The organism is Pseudomonas sp. B1-22 (assembly GCF_050474425.1).
In the GTDB taxonomy this organism is placed as follows: Bacteria; Pseudomonadota; Gammaproteobacteria; order Pseudomonadales; family Pseudomonadaceae; genus Pseudomonas.
Genome location: NZ_JBCHVH010000003.1, coordinates 196,531 through 211,861, shown reverse-complemented (window position 1 = coordinate 211,861; position 15,331 = coordinate 196,531). Strand labels below are relative to the sequence as shown.

12 protein-coding genes are annotated in these 15,331 nt (G+C 66.7%); 5 read left to right on the top strand and 7 right to left on the bottom strand.

Features of this window, described 5'->3' with window-relative positions; genetic code table 11:
* Positions 1–267: 267 nt before the first annotated feature.
* Together ACQ5BL_RS12995 and ACQ5BL_RS12990 are read left to right on the top strand one after the other, a co-directional pair.
* Positions 268–1,659: a nucleobase:cation symporter-2 family protein gene (locus tag ACQ5BL_RS12995; protein ID WP_243804062.1), complete on the top strand. Its 1,392-nt coding sequence runs from the start codon at positions 268–270 to the stop codon at positions 1,657–1,659.
* Between the two features lie 50 nt (positions 1,660–1,709).
* Complete coding sequence (locus tag ACQ5BL_RS12990) at positions 1,710–2,177, top strand: metallophosphoesterase family protein (protein ID WP_243804060.1); 468 nt, start codon at positions 1,710–1,712, stop codon at positions 2,175–2,177.
* A gap of 144 nt (positions 2,178–2,321) precedes the next feature.
* Here ACQ5BL_RS12990 and ACQ5BL_RS12985 read toward each other — a convergent pair whose 3' ends face one another.
* Both ACQ5BL_RS12985 and ACQ5BL_RS12980 read right to left on the bottom strand, forming a co-directional pair.
* Positions 2,322–3,695 carry a GTPase/DUF3482 domain-containing protein gene (locus ACQ5BL_RS12985; protein WP_430293165.1) on the bottom strand — a complete coding sequence of 458 codons (1,374 nt, stop codon included), beginning with the start codon at positions 3,693–3,695 and terminating at the stop codon, positions 2,322–2,324.
* Positions 3,688–5,064 carry a DUF2868 domain-containing protein gene (locus tag ACQ5BL_RS12980; RefSeq protein ID WP_430293164.1) on the bottom strand — a complete coding sequence of 459 codons (1,377 nt, stop codon included), beginning with the start codon at positions 5,062–5,064 and terminating at the stop codon, positions 3,688–3,690. Before ACQ5BL_RS12980 ends, ACQ5BL_RS12985 begins: the two co-directional genes overlap by 8 nt.
* Positions 5,065–5,245: 181 nt before the next feature.
* On the opposite strand from ACQ5BL_RS12980, the gene ACQ5BL_RS12975 reads away from it, so the two are divergent.
* From ACQ5BL_RS12975 to ACQ5BL_RS12965, 3 genes are read left to right on the top strand one after another with little or no spacing between them, the layout of a single operon-like run.
* The gene (locus ACQ5BL_RS12975) at positions 5,246–6,268 is read left to right on the top strand and encodes a hypothetical protein (protein ID WP_430293163.1); all 1,023 of its coding nucleotides are present in this window, start codon (positions 5,246–5,248) and stop codon (positions 6,266–6,268) included.
* The gene (locus tag ACQ5BL_RS12970; protein WP_243804054.1) at positions 6,265–7,329 is read left to right on the top strand and encodes a hypothetical protein; all 1,065 of its coding nucleotides are present in this window, start codon (positions 6,265–6,267) and stop codon (positions 7,327–7,329) included. Before ACQ5BL_RS12975 ends, ACQ5BL_RS12970 begins: the two co-directional genes overlap by 4 nt.
* Before the next feature lie 20 nt (positions 7,330–7,349).
* Entirely contained in the window at positions 7,350–7,862 is a 513-nt protein-coding gene (locus tag ACQ5BL_RS12965; RefSeq protein ID WP_243804053.1) for a dihydrofolate reductase, read from the top strand.
* 251 nt (positions 7,863–8,113) lie between these two features.
* Here the strand turns inward: ACQ5BL_RS12965 and ACQ5BL_RS12960 are convergent, their stop codons facing one another.
* From ACQ5BL_RS12960 to hslO, 5 genes are all read right to left on the bottom strand, one after another.
* Positions 8,114–8,716 (bottom strand): nitroreductase family protein, encoded by a 603-nt coding sequence (locus tag ACQ5BL_RS12960; protein ID WP_207886352.1) that lies wholly within the window; start codon positions 8,714–8,716, stop codon positions 8,114–8,116.
* Positions 8,717–8,865: 149 nt separating this feature from the next.
* A complete protein-coding gene (locus ACQ5BL_RS12955) occupies positions 8,866–10,365 on the bottom strand; it encodes a flavin-containing monooxygenase (RefSeq protein ID WP_243804051.1) in 1,500 nt (499 codons plus the stop codon).
* Between the two features lie 115 nt (positions 10,366–10,480).
* On the bottom strand, positions 10,481–12,406 hold the full coding sequence (locus tag ACQ5BL_RS12950; protein WP_243804049.1) for a RecQ family ATP-dependent DNA helicase: 1,926 nt from the start codon (positions 12,404–12,406) through the stop codon (positions 10,481–10,483).
* A gap of 221 nt (positions 12,407–12,627) precedes the next feature.
* On the bottom strand, positions 12,628–14,169 hold the full coding sequence (locus ACQ5BL_RS12945; protein ID WP_207886355.1) for a phosphoenolpyruvate carboxykinase: 1,542 nt from the start codon (positions 14,167–14,169) through the stop codon (positions 12,628–12,630).
* A 168-nt stretch (positions 14,170–14,337) separates the two neighbouring features.
* Positions 14,338–15,231, bottom strand: coding sequence for an Hsp33 family molecular chaperone HslO (gene hslO, locus ACQ5BL_RS12940; RefSeq protein ID WP_243804047.1), 894 nt, complete (start codon positions 15,229–15,231; stop codon positions 14,338–14,340).
* Positions 15,232–15,331 lie beyond the last annotated feature (100 nt).

Sequence of the window (15,331 nt, the reverse complement as noted above, 5' to 3'; positions counted from 1 at the left end):
TTCCTTATGTTGGATGGTGTCCGGAACCACCGATGGCACCGGATGCAGTGCAGTGAAGTCGTGAAAACAGGGGCCAACATTCAGACGATTCCGCATAACCGACTGAATTTCAGCCCTTTTTTACGCAAACCAGGCCTACAGCCAGTCCTGTCCTACAGGACAGGTTCTTACTTCCTCTCCGCCCACTCGTCCTTCGTTGTCTCATGGCACTGTGCGATCCCGGCGCAGGCCAGTAAAATCGCGCTCTTTTTTTCCCGGACCGCCCCCATGAGCTCCTTCGAGAACCCGTCCGCCGCCAAGGATCAACCCGATCTGGTCTACGGCCTGGAAGACCGCCCCGCCCTGCCGATCGCCCTGCTCGCCGCGCTGCAGCACCTGCTGGCGATCATCGTGCCCATCGTCACCCCCGGCCTGCTGATCTGCCAGGCGCTGGGCGTGTCGCCGCGCGACACCAACCTGATCGTGTCGATGTCGCTGGTGATCTCCGGCATCGCCACCTTCGTCCAGTGCAAGCGCTTCGGGCCGTTCGGCGCGGGGCTGCTGATCGTCCAGGGCACCAGCTTCAACTTCGTCGGCCCGCTGATCGCCGGCGGTGCGCTGATGGTGAAGAACGGCACTCCGGTGGAAGCGGTGATGGCCGCCATCTTCGGCGTGGTCATGGCCGGCTCCTTCGTGGAGATGGGCGTGTCGCGCATCCTGCCCTTCGTGAAGCGCCTGATCACCCCGCTGGTCACCGGTATCGTGGTGCTGATGATCGGCCTCACCCTGATCAAGGTCGGTCTGATCAGCATGGGCGGCGGCTTCTCGGCCATGGGTAACGGCACCTTCGCCAACGGCGAGAACCTGATGCTGTCGGGCCTGGTGCTGGTGATCATCGTCATCCTCAACCGCATTCCGGTGGTGTGGATGCGCAGCGGCGCCATCGTCATCGCCCTGGCCGTGGGCTACGCGCTGGCCGGCTACCTGGGCCGCCTGGACTTCACCGGCATGCACGAGGCGCCGGCCTTCCAGGTCCCGGTGCCGCTGCACTTCGGCCTGGGCTTCTCCTGGAGCCTGTTCATCCCCATGCTGGTGATCTACCTGGTGACCTCGCTGGAAGCCATCGGTGACGTCACCGCCACCAGCAAGATTTCCAAGCAGCCGGTCGAAGGCCCGCTGTGGATGCAGCGCATCAAGGGCGGCGTGCTGGTGAACGGCGCCAACTCGCTGCTGGCCGGCCTGTTCAACACCTTCCCCAGCTCGGTATTCGCGCAGAACAACGGCGTGATCCAGCTGACCGGCGTGGCCAGCCGCCACGTCGGCCTGTGGATCGCCGCGATGCTCATCGTGCTCGGCCTGTTCCCCAGCGTCGCCGGGGTGATCCAGGCCGTTCCCGAACCGGTGCTCGGCGGCGCGGTGATGGTGATGTTCGGCGCGGTCGCCGCCTCCGGCATCAACATCCTCGCCGGCACCCACCTGGACCGCCGTGCGCTGCTGATCATCGCCGTCAGCCTGGCGCTGGGCCTGGGCATTTCCCAGGTGCCGGAGTTCCTCGCGCACATGCCCCACGCGATCCGCAACGTGCTGGAATCCGGCGTCGCCACCGGCGGCATCTGCGCACTGCTGCTCAACTGGTTCCTGCCCGAGTCCGACGCCGCCAAGGCCTCGCACAACGGCTGATCCCGCCACGACGCCACCTTCGGGTGGCGTCGTCGTTTATGCTCCCTGGCATGACCACTTCCCTGCGCATCGGCGTCATCGCCGACACCCACGGCCTGCTGCGCCCCGAAGCACTGGTGGCGCTGCAAGGCTGCGACCATATCCTGCATCTGGGCGATATCGGCCCCGAATCCCTCCTCGATCAGCTCCGCGAACTGGCGCCGCTGGATGTGGTGCGGGGCAACAATGACACCGACGACTGGGCCGCCGCGTTGCCGGAAACGCTGCTGCTGGAGCTGGGCGGGCTGCGGCTCTTCCTGATCCACGACCTCAAGCAGTTGGCCATTGATCCCCGCGCAGAGGGCATTGACGTAGTGCTGGCGGGGCATTCGCACAAGCCGCTGAACGAAGTGCGCGATGGGGTGCTGCACCTGAACCCGGGCAGTGCCGGGCCGAGGCGGTTCAAGTTGCCGATTGCGTTGGCGATCATCACCCTGACTGGCGACCATGCCGAAGTGGAAATGATCCAACTTGCCTGAAAGCATCGCGGACGGAGTCCGCTCCTACGCGGTCTTGGGTTTTCGTAGGAGCGGACTTCGTCCGCGATTGGCTTCGCGCCATGCTGACCTCACAGGAGCGCGCCATGCGCGCGATCGCGGGCATGGCCCGCTCCTACGGGTGTATTAGGGCTCCAGCAACTGCTTTGCCAACTGCGCCACCGCCTCCTGCCGCTCGCTCTTCTCGCTGCGCCAGCCGCCATTGAGGCTGGACCACTCCGGATGCGCCCTTGCCTTGCGCATCGCCTCGGGCAACTTGCCCTCGCGCCACTGCTTGTCTTCCGGCGACTGCAGATGAATCGCCTCCACTGCCGCATGCCCGCGCGCTTGCAAGGCCGCCAGCAATTGCCGCTGCCGCAGCGCCAGCAGGCGCAGCACGCTGTCGTCCACCGACAGCTCGCGGCTGCCCTTGAGCTTGCCCAGCAGGCGTTGGCCGTAGTGGCCGACGGTCTGCCAGGCGCCGCCGGCGATGGCGCCCAGCGCAGTGGCCGCGCCGAGCGTCAGGCCACCGACCAATAGATCGATCCCCGCCCCCGCCGCAGCGCCGGCCGCGACGCCGCCACCCAGGCGAATGCCCAGTTGGCGCAAGGTTTCCGGGTTGAACAGGTCGTCGCCCCAGCGCCCGTCCAGCAGCGGCAGGTCCGCCGCGCGGGCGTCGTCCTTGCGGAAGGCATAGAGGCTGAGCAGCGCTTTCACGCAAGTGTCTTCGCGCTTGCGTACCTGGTTGCGCAGCGTCTCGGTGGCGGCGCGCACAGCCGCATCGCCGGCGGGCACCAGTTGGCGGCAGGCGGCAACATCCACCAGCAATTCGGCGATCAATCGCGCACCGGCTTCGCGGCGAGCGATGGCCTGGGCTTCATGATCGGCCACCAGTCGGTCCAGCTGCGGGCGCGCGCGCTCCAGCAGCAGCGCCAGGCTTTCGTACAGGCGGCGCTCGCCATCCAGCGGCGGCGCCACGCTGTCGAAACGCACCAGCGCATGCAGACCGAGCCGGGACAGCGCCTCGCGCCACTGTTCCTCGCGGTGCTGCGGGCTGGCGACGAAATTCAGCACCGGCAGCAGTGGCCGCGCGCAGGCGGCGAGTACCGCCAGTTCGTCGCGATACTTGGCCAGCACCGGCTCGCGGGCGTCGATGACGTAGAGACCGGCATCGGAGGCCAGCAACTGGCGCAGCACCTTGGCCTCCTGTTCGAAGCGGCCACGGGCCTCGCTGCCGTCGAGGAAGCGGCGCAGCTTTTCCGGTCCGTCCAGGCGCTCGCCGGGCCGCTCCAGACCGTCGAGGAAGTCACGCAGGGCGATGGCGTCTTCCAGGCCGGGCGTGTCGTACAGCTCCAGCAGCGGCTCGCCGTCCACCGACAGCCGCGCGCCTTCCACGTGCCGCGTGGTACTGGGGCGGTGGGACACCTCGCCGAAGCCCACGTCGCGGGTCAGGGTGCGCAGCAGGGAGGTCTTGCCGACGTTGGTGTGGCCGACCACGGCCAGTTTCAGCGCATCAGTCATGCCCGGTCTCCAGCCAGCCCAGCGGCGATGCCGAGGTGTACGGCAGTTGCAGGCGCTCGATGGCGGCGTGCCAGTCGCCCAGGCGCTCGGCGTCCAGCGCTTCGCCCGTCGGCGCCTGAAGCAGCCAGATGCGCGTAGCGGCGGCACAGCGAGAAAGCTCGGCGATCAGCGCCAGGGTGCCGCGATCCGGCGAGCGGCGCGGGTCGCAGGCAATCACCAGGCGTGCCGGCGGGTAGCGGGTGAGTTGTTCCAGCAGGCGGCGGCGCTGGGCGCCGTCGTCGAGGTCGCCGGCATTGGCGATGCCTTCCGGCAGCCTCGGAGGCCAGTTGGGCCGGTCCAGCAGTTCGATGGACACCAGCACGGCGCCGTCGGCGGTGCTCGCGGGAGCCTGTGCCTGCGGCTCGACCAGTTCGTCCGGCGCGGCATCGCTGATACCCAGGCGTTCGCTGGCCGGCATCAGGCGCTCGCGCAGCAGGGCGTAGCCGGGCAGCGAGACATCCAGCGCCAGCTGCGCGCGCCCGCGCTTCCAGCGCCACAGGCAAAGCAGCCAGAGCGCGCCGCGTAGCAGCACGCCGTACACCAGCAGGATGCCCACCAGCCAGCCGGCCCAGGCGTGGCGCGCGTTCTCGCTGGCCACCAGGGCATCGCCACTGGCGCGCACCAGTTCCGAATCCGGCTGCGGGAAGCCGAGCAGCGACGGCAGCGCGCCAAGGCCGTGGGTCAGGGCGATGAAGGTATCGCCACCAAGGATGGTGGTCTCCCAGACGAAGCCGTAGCGCCGCGTTGCCAGCAGCGCCAGCATCACGCCCAGGGCGCTGCCCAGCGCCACCAACCAGAAGCCGTGGACCAGCAGGCCGAGCGCCCAGCGCGTGAGCTTCTGGCGATCCAGCAGCACCAGCAGGGCGGGCGCCAGTTGCGCGGCCTGGGCATCGCGGGCGAGCTTGCCGCTCAGCCACAGCCACAGGCGGCCAAGTGCGCCGGCCGCTTCGCCGCTGGCGAAGAAGGCCAGAATCCAGCCGGTCAGGGTGATCAGGTGCAGGCCCAGCAGGCTGGCCAGGGCCCAGAACACGTTGACCGGGCGCAGGCCGTCGCCGAGGGCGGCAAAGGCCAGGCCGCCGCCGGTGAAGAGAGCCAGCGCCAGCAGGACATACAGCGCCAGGCGCGAGCCTTGCACCCAGGTGCGCAGCGCGGCGCGCTGGCCGTCACGCCCGGCGAGCAGCAGCGCGCGGTGTTGCAGGCGCCGCGCAAGGTCGCCACCCGCGACGATGGCGCGGCGGTTGGCTTCGCTGTCTTCCAGGGGACCGACCTGCTCCTCGCGCAGGCGCACGGCCTCGCACAGCCACAGGGATTGGAGGGCGGACTCGCTCACGGGGTCTCCGACAATCGGTACTGAGCGCAAAGCATAACCGCTGCTCGCCCTCGCGTCCGCCCGGACCGCCGGTAACACCGTCTACGGTCAACCAAACCAAGGAAGGGCTCACGGCGCGCGTCTGCGGCCTCAGACTCGCCCGACAGCAACCTGCCTACAACAACAAGAACGAGGCCTCGCCATGCTGCGCTCGATGCTCAGTGCCTTGCCCCTGCTGCTGGCCGCCGCCACCGCGGTTGCCGTGGAAACACCGCCGGTGCGCCCCTCCGACTGGGGCCCGGACACCCCGTTGATGCAGGCGGTGCCGCCGCGCGTGCTGGACGCCAACGTCAGCGCCCGGCAGTCCGACAGCAACACCTCGCAACTGTGGATCAGCCACACCGATTTCCGCCTGCACGACGACATCGGCTTCTTCATCCGCAGGATGCTGATCCAGATGAGCCCGGTGGCGGGCGCCGGCACGCCGCTGATGCTGGATGATCCGAAGTCCATGGTCGCGCGCATCCAGGCCGGGGACATCTTCGTCGCCGACGCCACCCTCGCCACGCTGCTCAACGAGGAGCTGCGCAACGCCAACGCGCCGGTGCGTAACCTCAGGCTCAGCACCCGCGCCGACGGCCAGGAAGTCCACGGCGAACTCCTGCGCAAGGGCCGCTGGCGGCCGCTGCGGATGGTCACCGGGATCGAGCAGGCCGGGCCGCTGAAGGTGGCGCTGGTGCCGCAGCGCATCTTCGTCGACGGGGTGGACGTCACCCCCTCGCTGGCAGCCGCGTCCATCGAGATGTCCGAGGTGCTGCAACTGCACACCGCGCACATGCAGCTGATCGGCAACCGCATCCTGGTCGACCTCGACGGCCTGTTCCCGCCGCCGCGCCTGGACTTCACCGTGCGCCACCTGAAGCTCGCCGACGGCGGCATGGACCTGCTGCTGGGCGGCGACCTGGCCGAGCTGAAATGGCCGCAGCTGAAGGCCCCGCAGAGCTACATGTTCATCGAGGGCGGCGACATCAAGATGGCGCGGACCATCCTGGTGAAGGCCTACGCGCTGTTCACCAGCCTGAGCCCCGACGCGCCGCTGCTGTTCAACCTCTACGACTACCGCCGCCAGCTGCAGTACGGCGAAATCCGCCTGCGCGAGGACGGCATGGTGCACATCGCCGTCTCACCCGTAAAAGCGCCGGCCCCGGAGGAGAAAGCCCTATGAGAACCCTCCTTGCCCCCCTGCTCTGCCTCGCGCTGGCCGGCCAGGCCGCCGCCGAAAGCGCCATCGACAGGCAGCAGCGCGAACTGGGCGTGCTGCGCCAGGGCTGGTTCCAGCAGACGCCGCCAGCGCCGGATTTCAAGGCGACCCGCCCCGGCGGCCTGCGCGACTCCGGCCAGGACGGCGTCGGCATCCTGCTCAACAACGTGGACATGTACTTCCAGGGCGGCGTCGGCTTCCACAGCCCGCAGCTCAGGGGTTGGCTGGTGCCGCTCAAGGCCGGCGAGCCGGTGGACTTCGACCGCCCGCAGGACATGCGCATCGAGGTCTCCGAGGGCGAGGTGATTTTGAACCCCGAGCAGCTCGCCAACCTGTTCAACCAGCACATCCTTGCCTACCCGGAAACCATGCTGCGCAACTTCAGCCTGAGCGTGGAAGGCGACCGCCTGCTGGTCTCCGGCGAAGTACAGCCGCTGGGCGTCGGCCCCTGGCTGCCGCTGCGACTGTCCGGCACGGTGACACTCAAGGGCGACAACCTCGACTACCAGCCCGACAGCGTGAAGGTGCTCGGCGTGCCCAGCTACGGCGCCATGAGCCTGGTAGGCCTGCGCCTGGATTCACTGGTCAGCCTGGAGCGCCCCGGCGCCGCGCTGCGGGACAACGTGATGCACCTGAACTACCACCAGGTCTTCCCGCTGGTGGGCATCGGCGGACGGGTGGAATCCAGCTGGCTGGACGCCCAGGGCCTGCACCTGAAGTTCGCCCCCAAGCCGGGTGCCGCCACGCTGGCCTTCGAACCGCCGCGCCAGGCTGGGCCGTCCTACATCTGGCTGCAGTCGGGCGACCTGAAGATCTTCGAGATCCTCATCACTTATTCCCAGGTGCTGCTCAAGGCCGAGCGCCCGGACCAGACCCTGGCCTTCAACCTCAAGGACTATCGCAAGGTGCTGGCGACCGGCATCACCCAGGTCAACGAAGACGGCACCTTCTTCATGCGCGTACCACCGCCCGGTCCCACCGGGGAGGTGCGACTGGTATCCTCTGGCAACGGGAGTTCCCGCTGATGTTCACCACTGGAGTCACGATGTCCGAAGTCCTGCCCCTGGCGATGATCGCCGCCCTTGCCGAGAACCGCGTGATCGGCGTCGACAATCGCCTGCCCTGGCACCTGCCGCAGGATCTCAAGCACTTCAAGGCCATGACCCTGGGCAAGCCGGTGATCATGGGCCGCAAGACCTGGGACTCCCTCGGCCGCCCACTGCCGGGCCGGCTGAACATCGTGGTGACCCGCCAGCAGGGCCTGAAGCTCGAAGGTGCGGAAGTCTTCACCAGCCTCGATGCCGCGCTGGAGCGCGCCGCCGAGTGGGCGAAGGAAGAGGAAGCCGAGGAACTGATGCTGATCGGCGGCGCGCAGCTCTATAGCGAAGCGCTGGAACGCGCCGGGCGGCTGTACCTGACTCGCGTAGGGCTGAGCCCGGCGGGCGATGCGCATTTCCCGGCGGTGGATGAAAAGCGCTGGCGCCTGGCGTCGAGCATCGAGCATGAGGCGGATGGCGAGACACCCGCTTATGCGTTCGAGGTGTGGGAACGGGCCTGATAGCCCTGCGCATTCAAAGCCCCTCACCCCAACCCTCTCCCACGGGGAGAGGGGGCCGTACGTGCCGAGATAGATTCTGCTCTCCCTGACTCACCGGCTGATGCTGGACTCCCAGAGCGCTCGGGTCAGTCCCCTCTCCCTCAGGAGCGGGGCGCGCAGCCAGGGTTAGGGTGAGGGAACGACATGGGCACACCGGTGGGCAGCGCGCCACGCAAAAACAGAAACGCGCCCGAAGGCGCGTTTCATCTGGCTCAGAAGCGATCGCGAATGATCGTCTCTTCCAGCGGCAGGCGGCCGATGCGCGGCTTGGCTTCCACTGCCTGCTTGCCCACGGCGATCATCAGGCCAATCACGTGGTTGTCCGGCAGATTGATCAGCTTGCCCACCGCGTCGAAGTCGAAGCCGACCATCGGCACGCTGTCCAGGCCACGGCCTCGGGCGGCGAGCATCAGGGTCTGGGCCACCAGGCCGCAGCTGCGCATGGCTTCGTCGCGCTGGGTCTGCGGCTTGTCGCGGTAGTAGCCGTCGATGGCGCCGACCATGTAGTTCTTCACTTCGGCCGGGGCGCCGTCCCACACGCGCTGGGCATCCTGCTCCCAGCTGTCGACCCGGGCGCAGACCACCACCAGCATCGAGGCTTCGGTCATCTGCACCTGATTCCAGCCGGCTTCGCGAATCTGCGCGCGCAGCTGCGGGTCGCTGACTTCCACCAGACGCACGTGCTGCAGGTTGAAGGAGGTGGGTGCGAGCAGTGCCTGTTGCAGCAGCTCGTCCTTCTCCTCACGGCTCATTACGTAGGAGGTGTCGAAACCACGAATGGAACGGCGGCTGCGGATGGCGTCATCGATATGCATGGAAATTCCTCTGGCCTGCATGTTTGCGAATGGCGCGCATGGTAATCCGTGCGGGAGCCGAGTTGCAGGGCGGCGTATCGATAATGTCTATCCGATGTCTCGATGGGACAGCGCGGCCCCCGCCGTGATAGCGGGGCCAGGCCAGGGAATCAGCCCTCCAGCGCTTCCACCGGCGCCGCGCTGGCCTGGCGCTGTCTGGGCGAGGTGAAGGCCAGGTAACCGTCCTCGACCTTGCCGAAGCGCAGCAGGGCGAGGTCCAGCACGTAGTTCTGATAGAGCTTCCACGGCGTGCGGTCGCCCTGCTTGGGCATGCGGTCGGCAGCGCGCTGGATGTAGCCGGAGTTGAGGTTGAGGAAGGGTTCTTCCTTCACCTGCCCGGCAGTCTGGCGCGGCGTGCACTGGCGCATGCCGATGGCGTCGAGGTGGTTGATCAGGCGGCAGAAGTATTCGCTGGAAAGGTCCGCCTTGAGCGTCCAGCTGGCGTTGGTGTAGCCGACGATGGCGGCCAGGTTCGGCAAGTCGCGCAGCATGATGCCGCGGTAGCCCATGCTCTGGGTGACATCGAACGGCTTGCCGTCGATGGCCAGCTCGGCGCCGCCGAACATCACCAGGTCCAGCCCGGTGGCGGTGACGATGACGTCCGCTTCCAGCACCTGTCCGGATTTCAACAGGATGCCTTTCTCGGTGAAGCGCTCGATGTGGTCGGTGACCACCGAGGCGCGGCCCTGGCGCAGCGCCTTGAACAGGTCGCCGTCGGGCACGCAGCATACGCGCTCGTCCCACGGCTTGTAGCGCGGGCTGAAATGGCGCATGTCGAAATCCTTGCCCAGCTGCAGGTTCGCCAGCTTGAGCATCAGCTTGCGCACAGCGCCGGGGAACGTCTTGGAGGCCATGAAGAAGATCATCTGCATGGTCACGTTGCGCGCACGCGCCTGGCGGTACACCCACTTCTCCGGCAGGAAGTTGCGCAGGAAGTTGGAAATCGGGTCCTTCGCCGGCAGGGTGATCACGTAGGACGGCGAGCGCTGCAGCATGGTGACGTGGGCGGCCTTGTCGGTCAGCGAGGGAATCAGCGTGACCGCGGTGGCGCCGCTGCCGATCACCACGATGCGCTTGCCGCTGTAGTCGAAGTTCTCCGGCCACAGCTGCGGGTGGATGACCTGCCCGGCGAAGCTCTCGCGCCCGGCGAAGTCCGGGGTGTAGCCGGCGTCATAGCGGTAGTAGCCGGTGCACATGAAGAGGAACTGCGCACTCATGCGCACCGGCTCTTCCTCGTCGCCGCGCTGCACGGTGAGGTTCCAGCGCGCTGCGTTGCTGTCCCAGTCGGCCTTGAGCACCCGGTGACGGTAGCGGACCTTGTCCTCGACGCGGTACTCGCGGGCGGTTTCGCGGATGTAGTTGAGGATCGACGGACCATCGGCGATGGCCTTGGGATCGGTCCAGGGCTTGAAGTTGTAGCCCAGGGTGTACATGTCCGAGTCGGAGCGGATGCCCGGGTAGCGGAACAGGTCCCAGGTGCCGCCCATGGCCTCGCGGCCTTCGAGGATGGCGTAGGTCTTGCCGGGACACTGCTTCTGCAGGTGGCAGGCGGCGCCGATGCCGGACAGGCCGGCGCCGATGATCAGTACATCCAAGTGCTCGACGGACATGCGGGGGATCCTCTTGCGACGCCCTGGTGAGTCTAGGCAGGAATGCCTCCCCACACCCTACAAGGGAGCCCGGCGGCACCACGCCGACCTTTAGTCGTGCGCGGCGCCTGCACGGTTACAGCTGCGCTTGCACCCAGTCGCGCACCCTGGCGTAGGGGTAGTCCTCCAGCGTCGCGTAGCCGGGCAGCGTGCGCGCCCGCATGCGGGTGAAGGCCGGCACGCTGATGCCGCAGAGAAAGCGCGTGATGCAGTCGGCGCTTGGCGTTGCACCACGGGCGCTGCGGTATTTCTCCAGGAAAGCGGCGCAACGGTTGTGCAGCGACTGGCCGTCCAGCGGCGGCAGCGCGGGCGGCTCCGGCAGATGGGCGACATTGCCGGCGCACACCGAGCAGTGTCCGCAATGCCGGGGAGCCTGTTGGTCGCCAAAGTAATGCGCCAGGCACCAGCTCAGGCAATCCTCGCTGGCCAGCAGCTCGAGCATGGCGCCGATGCGCGCGATCTCGCTCTCCTCGTGGCGCTTGAAGTAGCGGTGCAACTCGTCGCTCAACTTATCCACAGCGAAGGACGCATCGCGCACCGAGTAGACCTCGGTCATCTGCTTGCTTTCCAGCTCCACCCAGCCGCGTTCCTGGAAGTAGTCCAGCGCCTTCACCACCCGTGCGCGCTCGGCGCCGTGGCGGCTGTAGAGGGTGTCGAAATCCAGGGTCGCCCAGGTCCGCGCGCGGGCCGAGGTGGTGAGGATGGCCTCGACGAACTGCCGCCGCTCGCCCTCGAAATGACCGAGCAGCGCAGCGGAATCGATGAGCAGTTTGTAGCGATATTCGGCGAAATAGGCGAAACGCGGGGCGATGATGCCGCGCAGCTCCAGCTGCACCAGCAGCGTCTTGAGCGGCAGCTGGCGGATATTGGATTGGTCCGACAGCGGCACCAGCATGGTTTCCCACTGGCCATTCGGCGCCTGGCGGATTTCTTCCAGCACGGTGCGGATACCTTCGCGCTCGGGCGTGTCACCGTAGACGAAGTTCTCCAGCACGTTGAGGCTGTCGCGGTTGGCCAGCACAAGGCATTCCGAACGCTGGCCGTCGCGCCCGGCGCGGCCGATCTCCTGGCTGTAGTTCTCCAGCGACTTGGGCAGGTCGTAGTGCACCACCTGGCGGATATCGCTCTTGTCGATGCCCATGCCGAAGGCAATGGTGGCGACGATGCAGTTCAGCGCCCCCTCCATGAAGCGGCGCTGGATGCCTTCGCGTTCCGGGTGCTCCATCCCGGCGTGATAGGCGCAGGCGGGAATGCCACGTTCGGCCAGGTACGCGGCGACCTCCTCGGCGGTCTTCTGCTGGGTGACGTAGACGATGGCCGGCTGCCCGGCGCGCTCGCGCAGCCATTGCACCAGGCGTGCGCGGCGGGCGGCGCTGGAAATCGGTTCCACCTGCAGATCGAGGTTGGCACGGTAGAAGCCGGTAGTGACCACATCGGATTCGGCGATGGCGAACTTGGTGCGCATGTCGGCGATCACCGCCGGCGTCGCCGTCGCGGTCAGCAGCAGCACCTGGGGGATGCGGAACTGCTTCTGGTAGTCCGGCAACTTCAGGTAGTCAGGGCGGAAGTTGTGGCCCCATTCGGAGATGCAGTGCGCTTCGTCCACCACCAGCAGGGAAATCGGCACCTCGCTGATGAAGTTACGGAAGCGCTCGTTCTTCAGGCGCTCCACCGAGATCATCAGTACCTTCAGCTCGCCGCTGCGCGCCCGAGCCATGGTCTGCGCGGTCTGCTCGCGGCTCTGGGCCGAATCAATGCTGGCGGCGGCGATGCCATGGCGGGTGAGGAAGGCGAGTTGGTCCTGCATCAGCGCCAGCAGCGGCGACACCACCAGGGTCAGGTGCGGCAGCAGCAGCGCCGGCAATTGGTAGCACAGCGACTTGCCCGAGCCGGTAGGGAAGATCGCCGCCGCCGAGCGCCCGGCCAGCACGGCGCTGACCGCCGCCTCCTGGCCGGGGCGGAACTGGCGGAAGCCGAAGACGCGTTCGAGGGTGTCGTGCATGGGGGTAACTCCTTTCATGGGCATCCACCCAGCCTAGGAAGCGTCATTGTAGGAGCGAGCTTGTTCGCAAACCGATTCGGACCATTCGCCAAGGGTACGGATTCTGCCACCGTGTAGGAGCGGGCCATGCCCGCGATCGCGCGCATGGCGCGCTCCTACAAGGGACTCCCGGCGCAAATGAAAAAGCCGCCCGAAGGCGGCTCTTTCCAGAACGGGCTCGCTTACAGCTGCGGGCCGGCGTTCTTGATGGCGTCGCTCACGTCGAACTTCTTGAAGTTCTCGATGAACTTGCTGGCCAGGCCCTTGGCGGCTTCGTCGTAGGCGGCCTTGTCTGCCCAGGTGTTGCGCGGATTGAGCAGGACGGTCTCGACGCCCGGAACGGCCTTGGGCACGTCCAGGTTGATGATGTCCAGGTGCTCGGTCTCGGCGCCGATCAGAGCACCGCTCTGGATGGCGGCGATCACGCCACGGGTGGTCGGGATGTTGAAGCGCTTGCCAACGCCGTAGCCACCGCCGGTCCAGCCGGTGTTGACCAGGTAGACCTTGGAGCCGAAGGCCTTGATACGCTTGATCAGCAGCTCGGCGTAGACGCCGGCCGGACGCGGGAAGAACGGCGCGCCGAAGCAGGTGGAGAAGGTCGACTTGATGCCGCCGCCCGAACCCATTTCGGTGGAACCGACCAGCGCGGTGTAGCCGGACAGGAAGTGGTAGGCCGCCTGCTCGTTGTTCAGGATCGACACCGGCGGCAGAACGCCGGTCAGGTCGCAGGTCAGGAAGATCACAGCATTCGGTTCGCCACCGAGGTTCTTCTCGGAACGCTTCTCGACGTGCTCCAGCGGGTAGGCCGCGCGGGAGTTCTGGGTCAGGCTGTCATCGGCGTAATCCGGGGTGCGGTTCTCGTCGAGGACGACGTTTTCCAGCACGGAGCCGAACTTGATGGCTTTCCAGATGACCGGCTCGTTCTTCTCGGACAGGTCGATGCACTTGGCGTAGCAGCCGCCTTCGATGTTGAAGACAACGCCTTCGCCCCAGCCGTGCTCGTCGTCGCCGATCAGGTAGCGGCTTTCGTCGGCGGACAGGGTGGTCTTGCCGGTGCCCGACAGGCCGAAGAACAGGGTGACGTCGCCGGCTTCGCCGATGTTGGCGGCGCAGTGCATCGGCAGTACGTCTTTTTCCGGCAGCAGGTAGTTCTGCACGCCGAACATGGCCTTCTTCATTTCACCGGCGTAGCGCATGCCGGCGATCAGCACTTTCTTCTGGGCGAAGTTGAGGATCACGCAGCCATCGGAGTTGGTGCCGTCACGCTCGGGCACGCACTCGAAGTTGGCGACGTTGAGGACCTGCCATTCTTCGCGGCCGGCCGGGTTGTACTGCTCGGGCTCGATGAACAGCGCACGGCCGAACAGGTTCTGCCAGGCAGTGGCGGTGGTCATCTTGACGGCCAGGTAGTGGTCGTGGGCCGAACCTACATGGACGTGGGAAACGAAGTGGTCCTGGGCGTTGTTGAAGGCCTGGACACGGTCCCACAGGGCATCGAACTTGTCGGCCGGGAACGGACGGTTGATGGCGCCCCAAGCGATGAAGTCCTTGCTGCCCGGCTCTTCGACGATGAAACGGTCGGCAGGCGAGCGGCCGGTGCGGTGGCCGGTACGTACGACCAGCGAGCCGTTGTCGGCGAGTTCGCCTTCGCCGCGGCGAATGGCTTCCTCGACCAGTTGGGCAACGCTGATGTCGGTGTAAACGGCTTTATTGGCTTGCGTCATGTGGGTCCCCGTCGGCCGAAGCCGAGTCCTCCAAACATTGCGTAGTGACTTCTAATTCCCACTACCGCGGAAAAAAGTCGCGGGATTATGCCAGAAAAGAACTGTTTTCGTGCAGCCTCTGATCTGGCAAGAGCGCCATTGGTGCGGCTATCGGACGGATAGAAGCGCTCAATGGCGGGTTTCTGACGGCGTTTTGCTCCCACCGCCGGAGAACAGCTGGGCAACGTCCGAACCGTCGAAACGGTAGCGCTGGTTGCAGAACTGGCAGTCGATGACGATCTCGCCATCCTCCTCGGCCAGCAGACGCTCGGCGTCTTCCTGCCCAAGACTGACCAGCGCGTTGGCCGAGCGTTCCCGCGAGCAACTGCAGCGGAAGACCAGCGGCTGCGGGTCGGACAGGCGCACGTCGTCCTCGTGGTACAGGCGGTGCAGCACGGTGGCGTTGTCCAGGCCCAGCAGCTCCTCGGCGGTGAGGGTGTCGGCCAGGGTGATGACGTGCTGCCAGCTGGCTTCGCGGGACTCGGCGTCGCGCTGACGGTCGGCCGGCAGTTGCTGCAGCAGCAGGCCACGGGCGCGGCGACTGTCGGCATTGAGCCAGAAGCGGGTCGGCAGTTGCTCGGACGTGGCGAAATAGGTCGACAGGCACTCGGCCAGGGTCGCGCCTTCCAGCGGCACGATGCCCTGGTAGCGCTTGCCCTTCTTCGGATCGACGGTGAGGGTCAGCACGCCATGGGGCATCAAATCGGCGAGCCCGGCGGCATCGCCAATGGCCTCCGCGTCATAGCGGGCCAGGCCGCGCACTTCGCGGTCGCTGGAGCATTCCACCATCAGCAGCGGAACCGCGCCGTTGGAGCGCGCCTGCAGCACCAGCAGGCCATCGAACTTCAGGGTGCCGCACAGCAGCGCGGCGGCGGCTAGCATTTCCCCCAGCAGCTGGGCGACCGGCTGCGGGTAGGGGTGCTTGGCCAGCACTTCGGCGTAGCTGCGTTCGAGCTCCACCAGTTCACCGCGGACATCGGTGTTGTCGAACAGGAAACGCTGACTTTGATCGATCTGAGACATGCTGGGCACAACGCTGGGAGAGGCACAAATAAATGACAAGTTGATGGCAAAGGCCTATAAAGCGCGCTTTGCAGCACCCACCCGTACTGGGGTGGTTCCG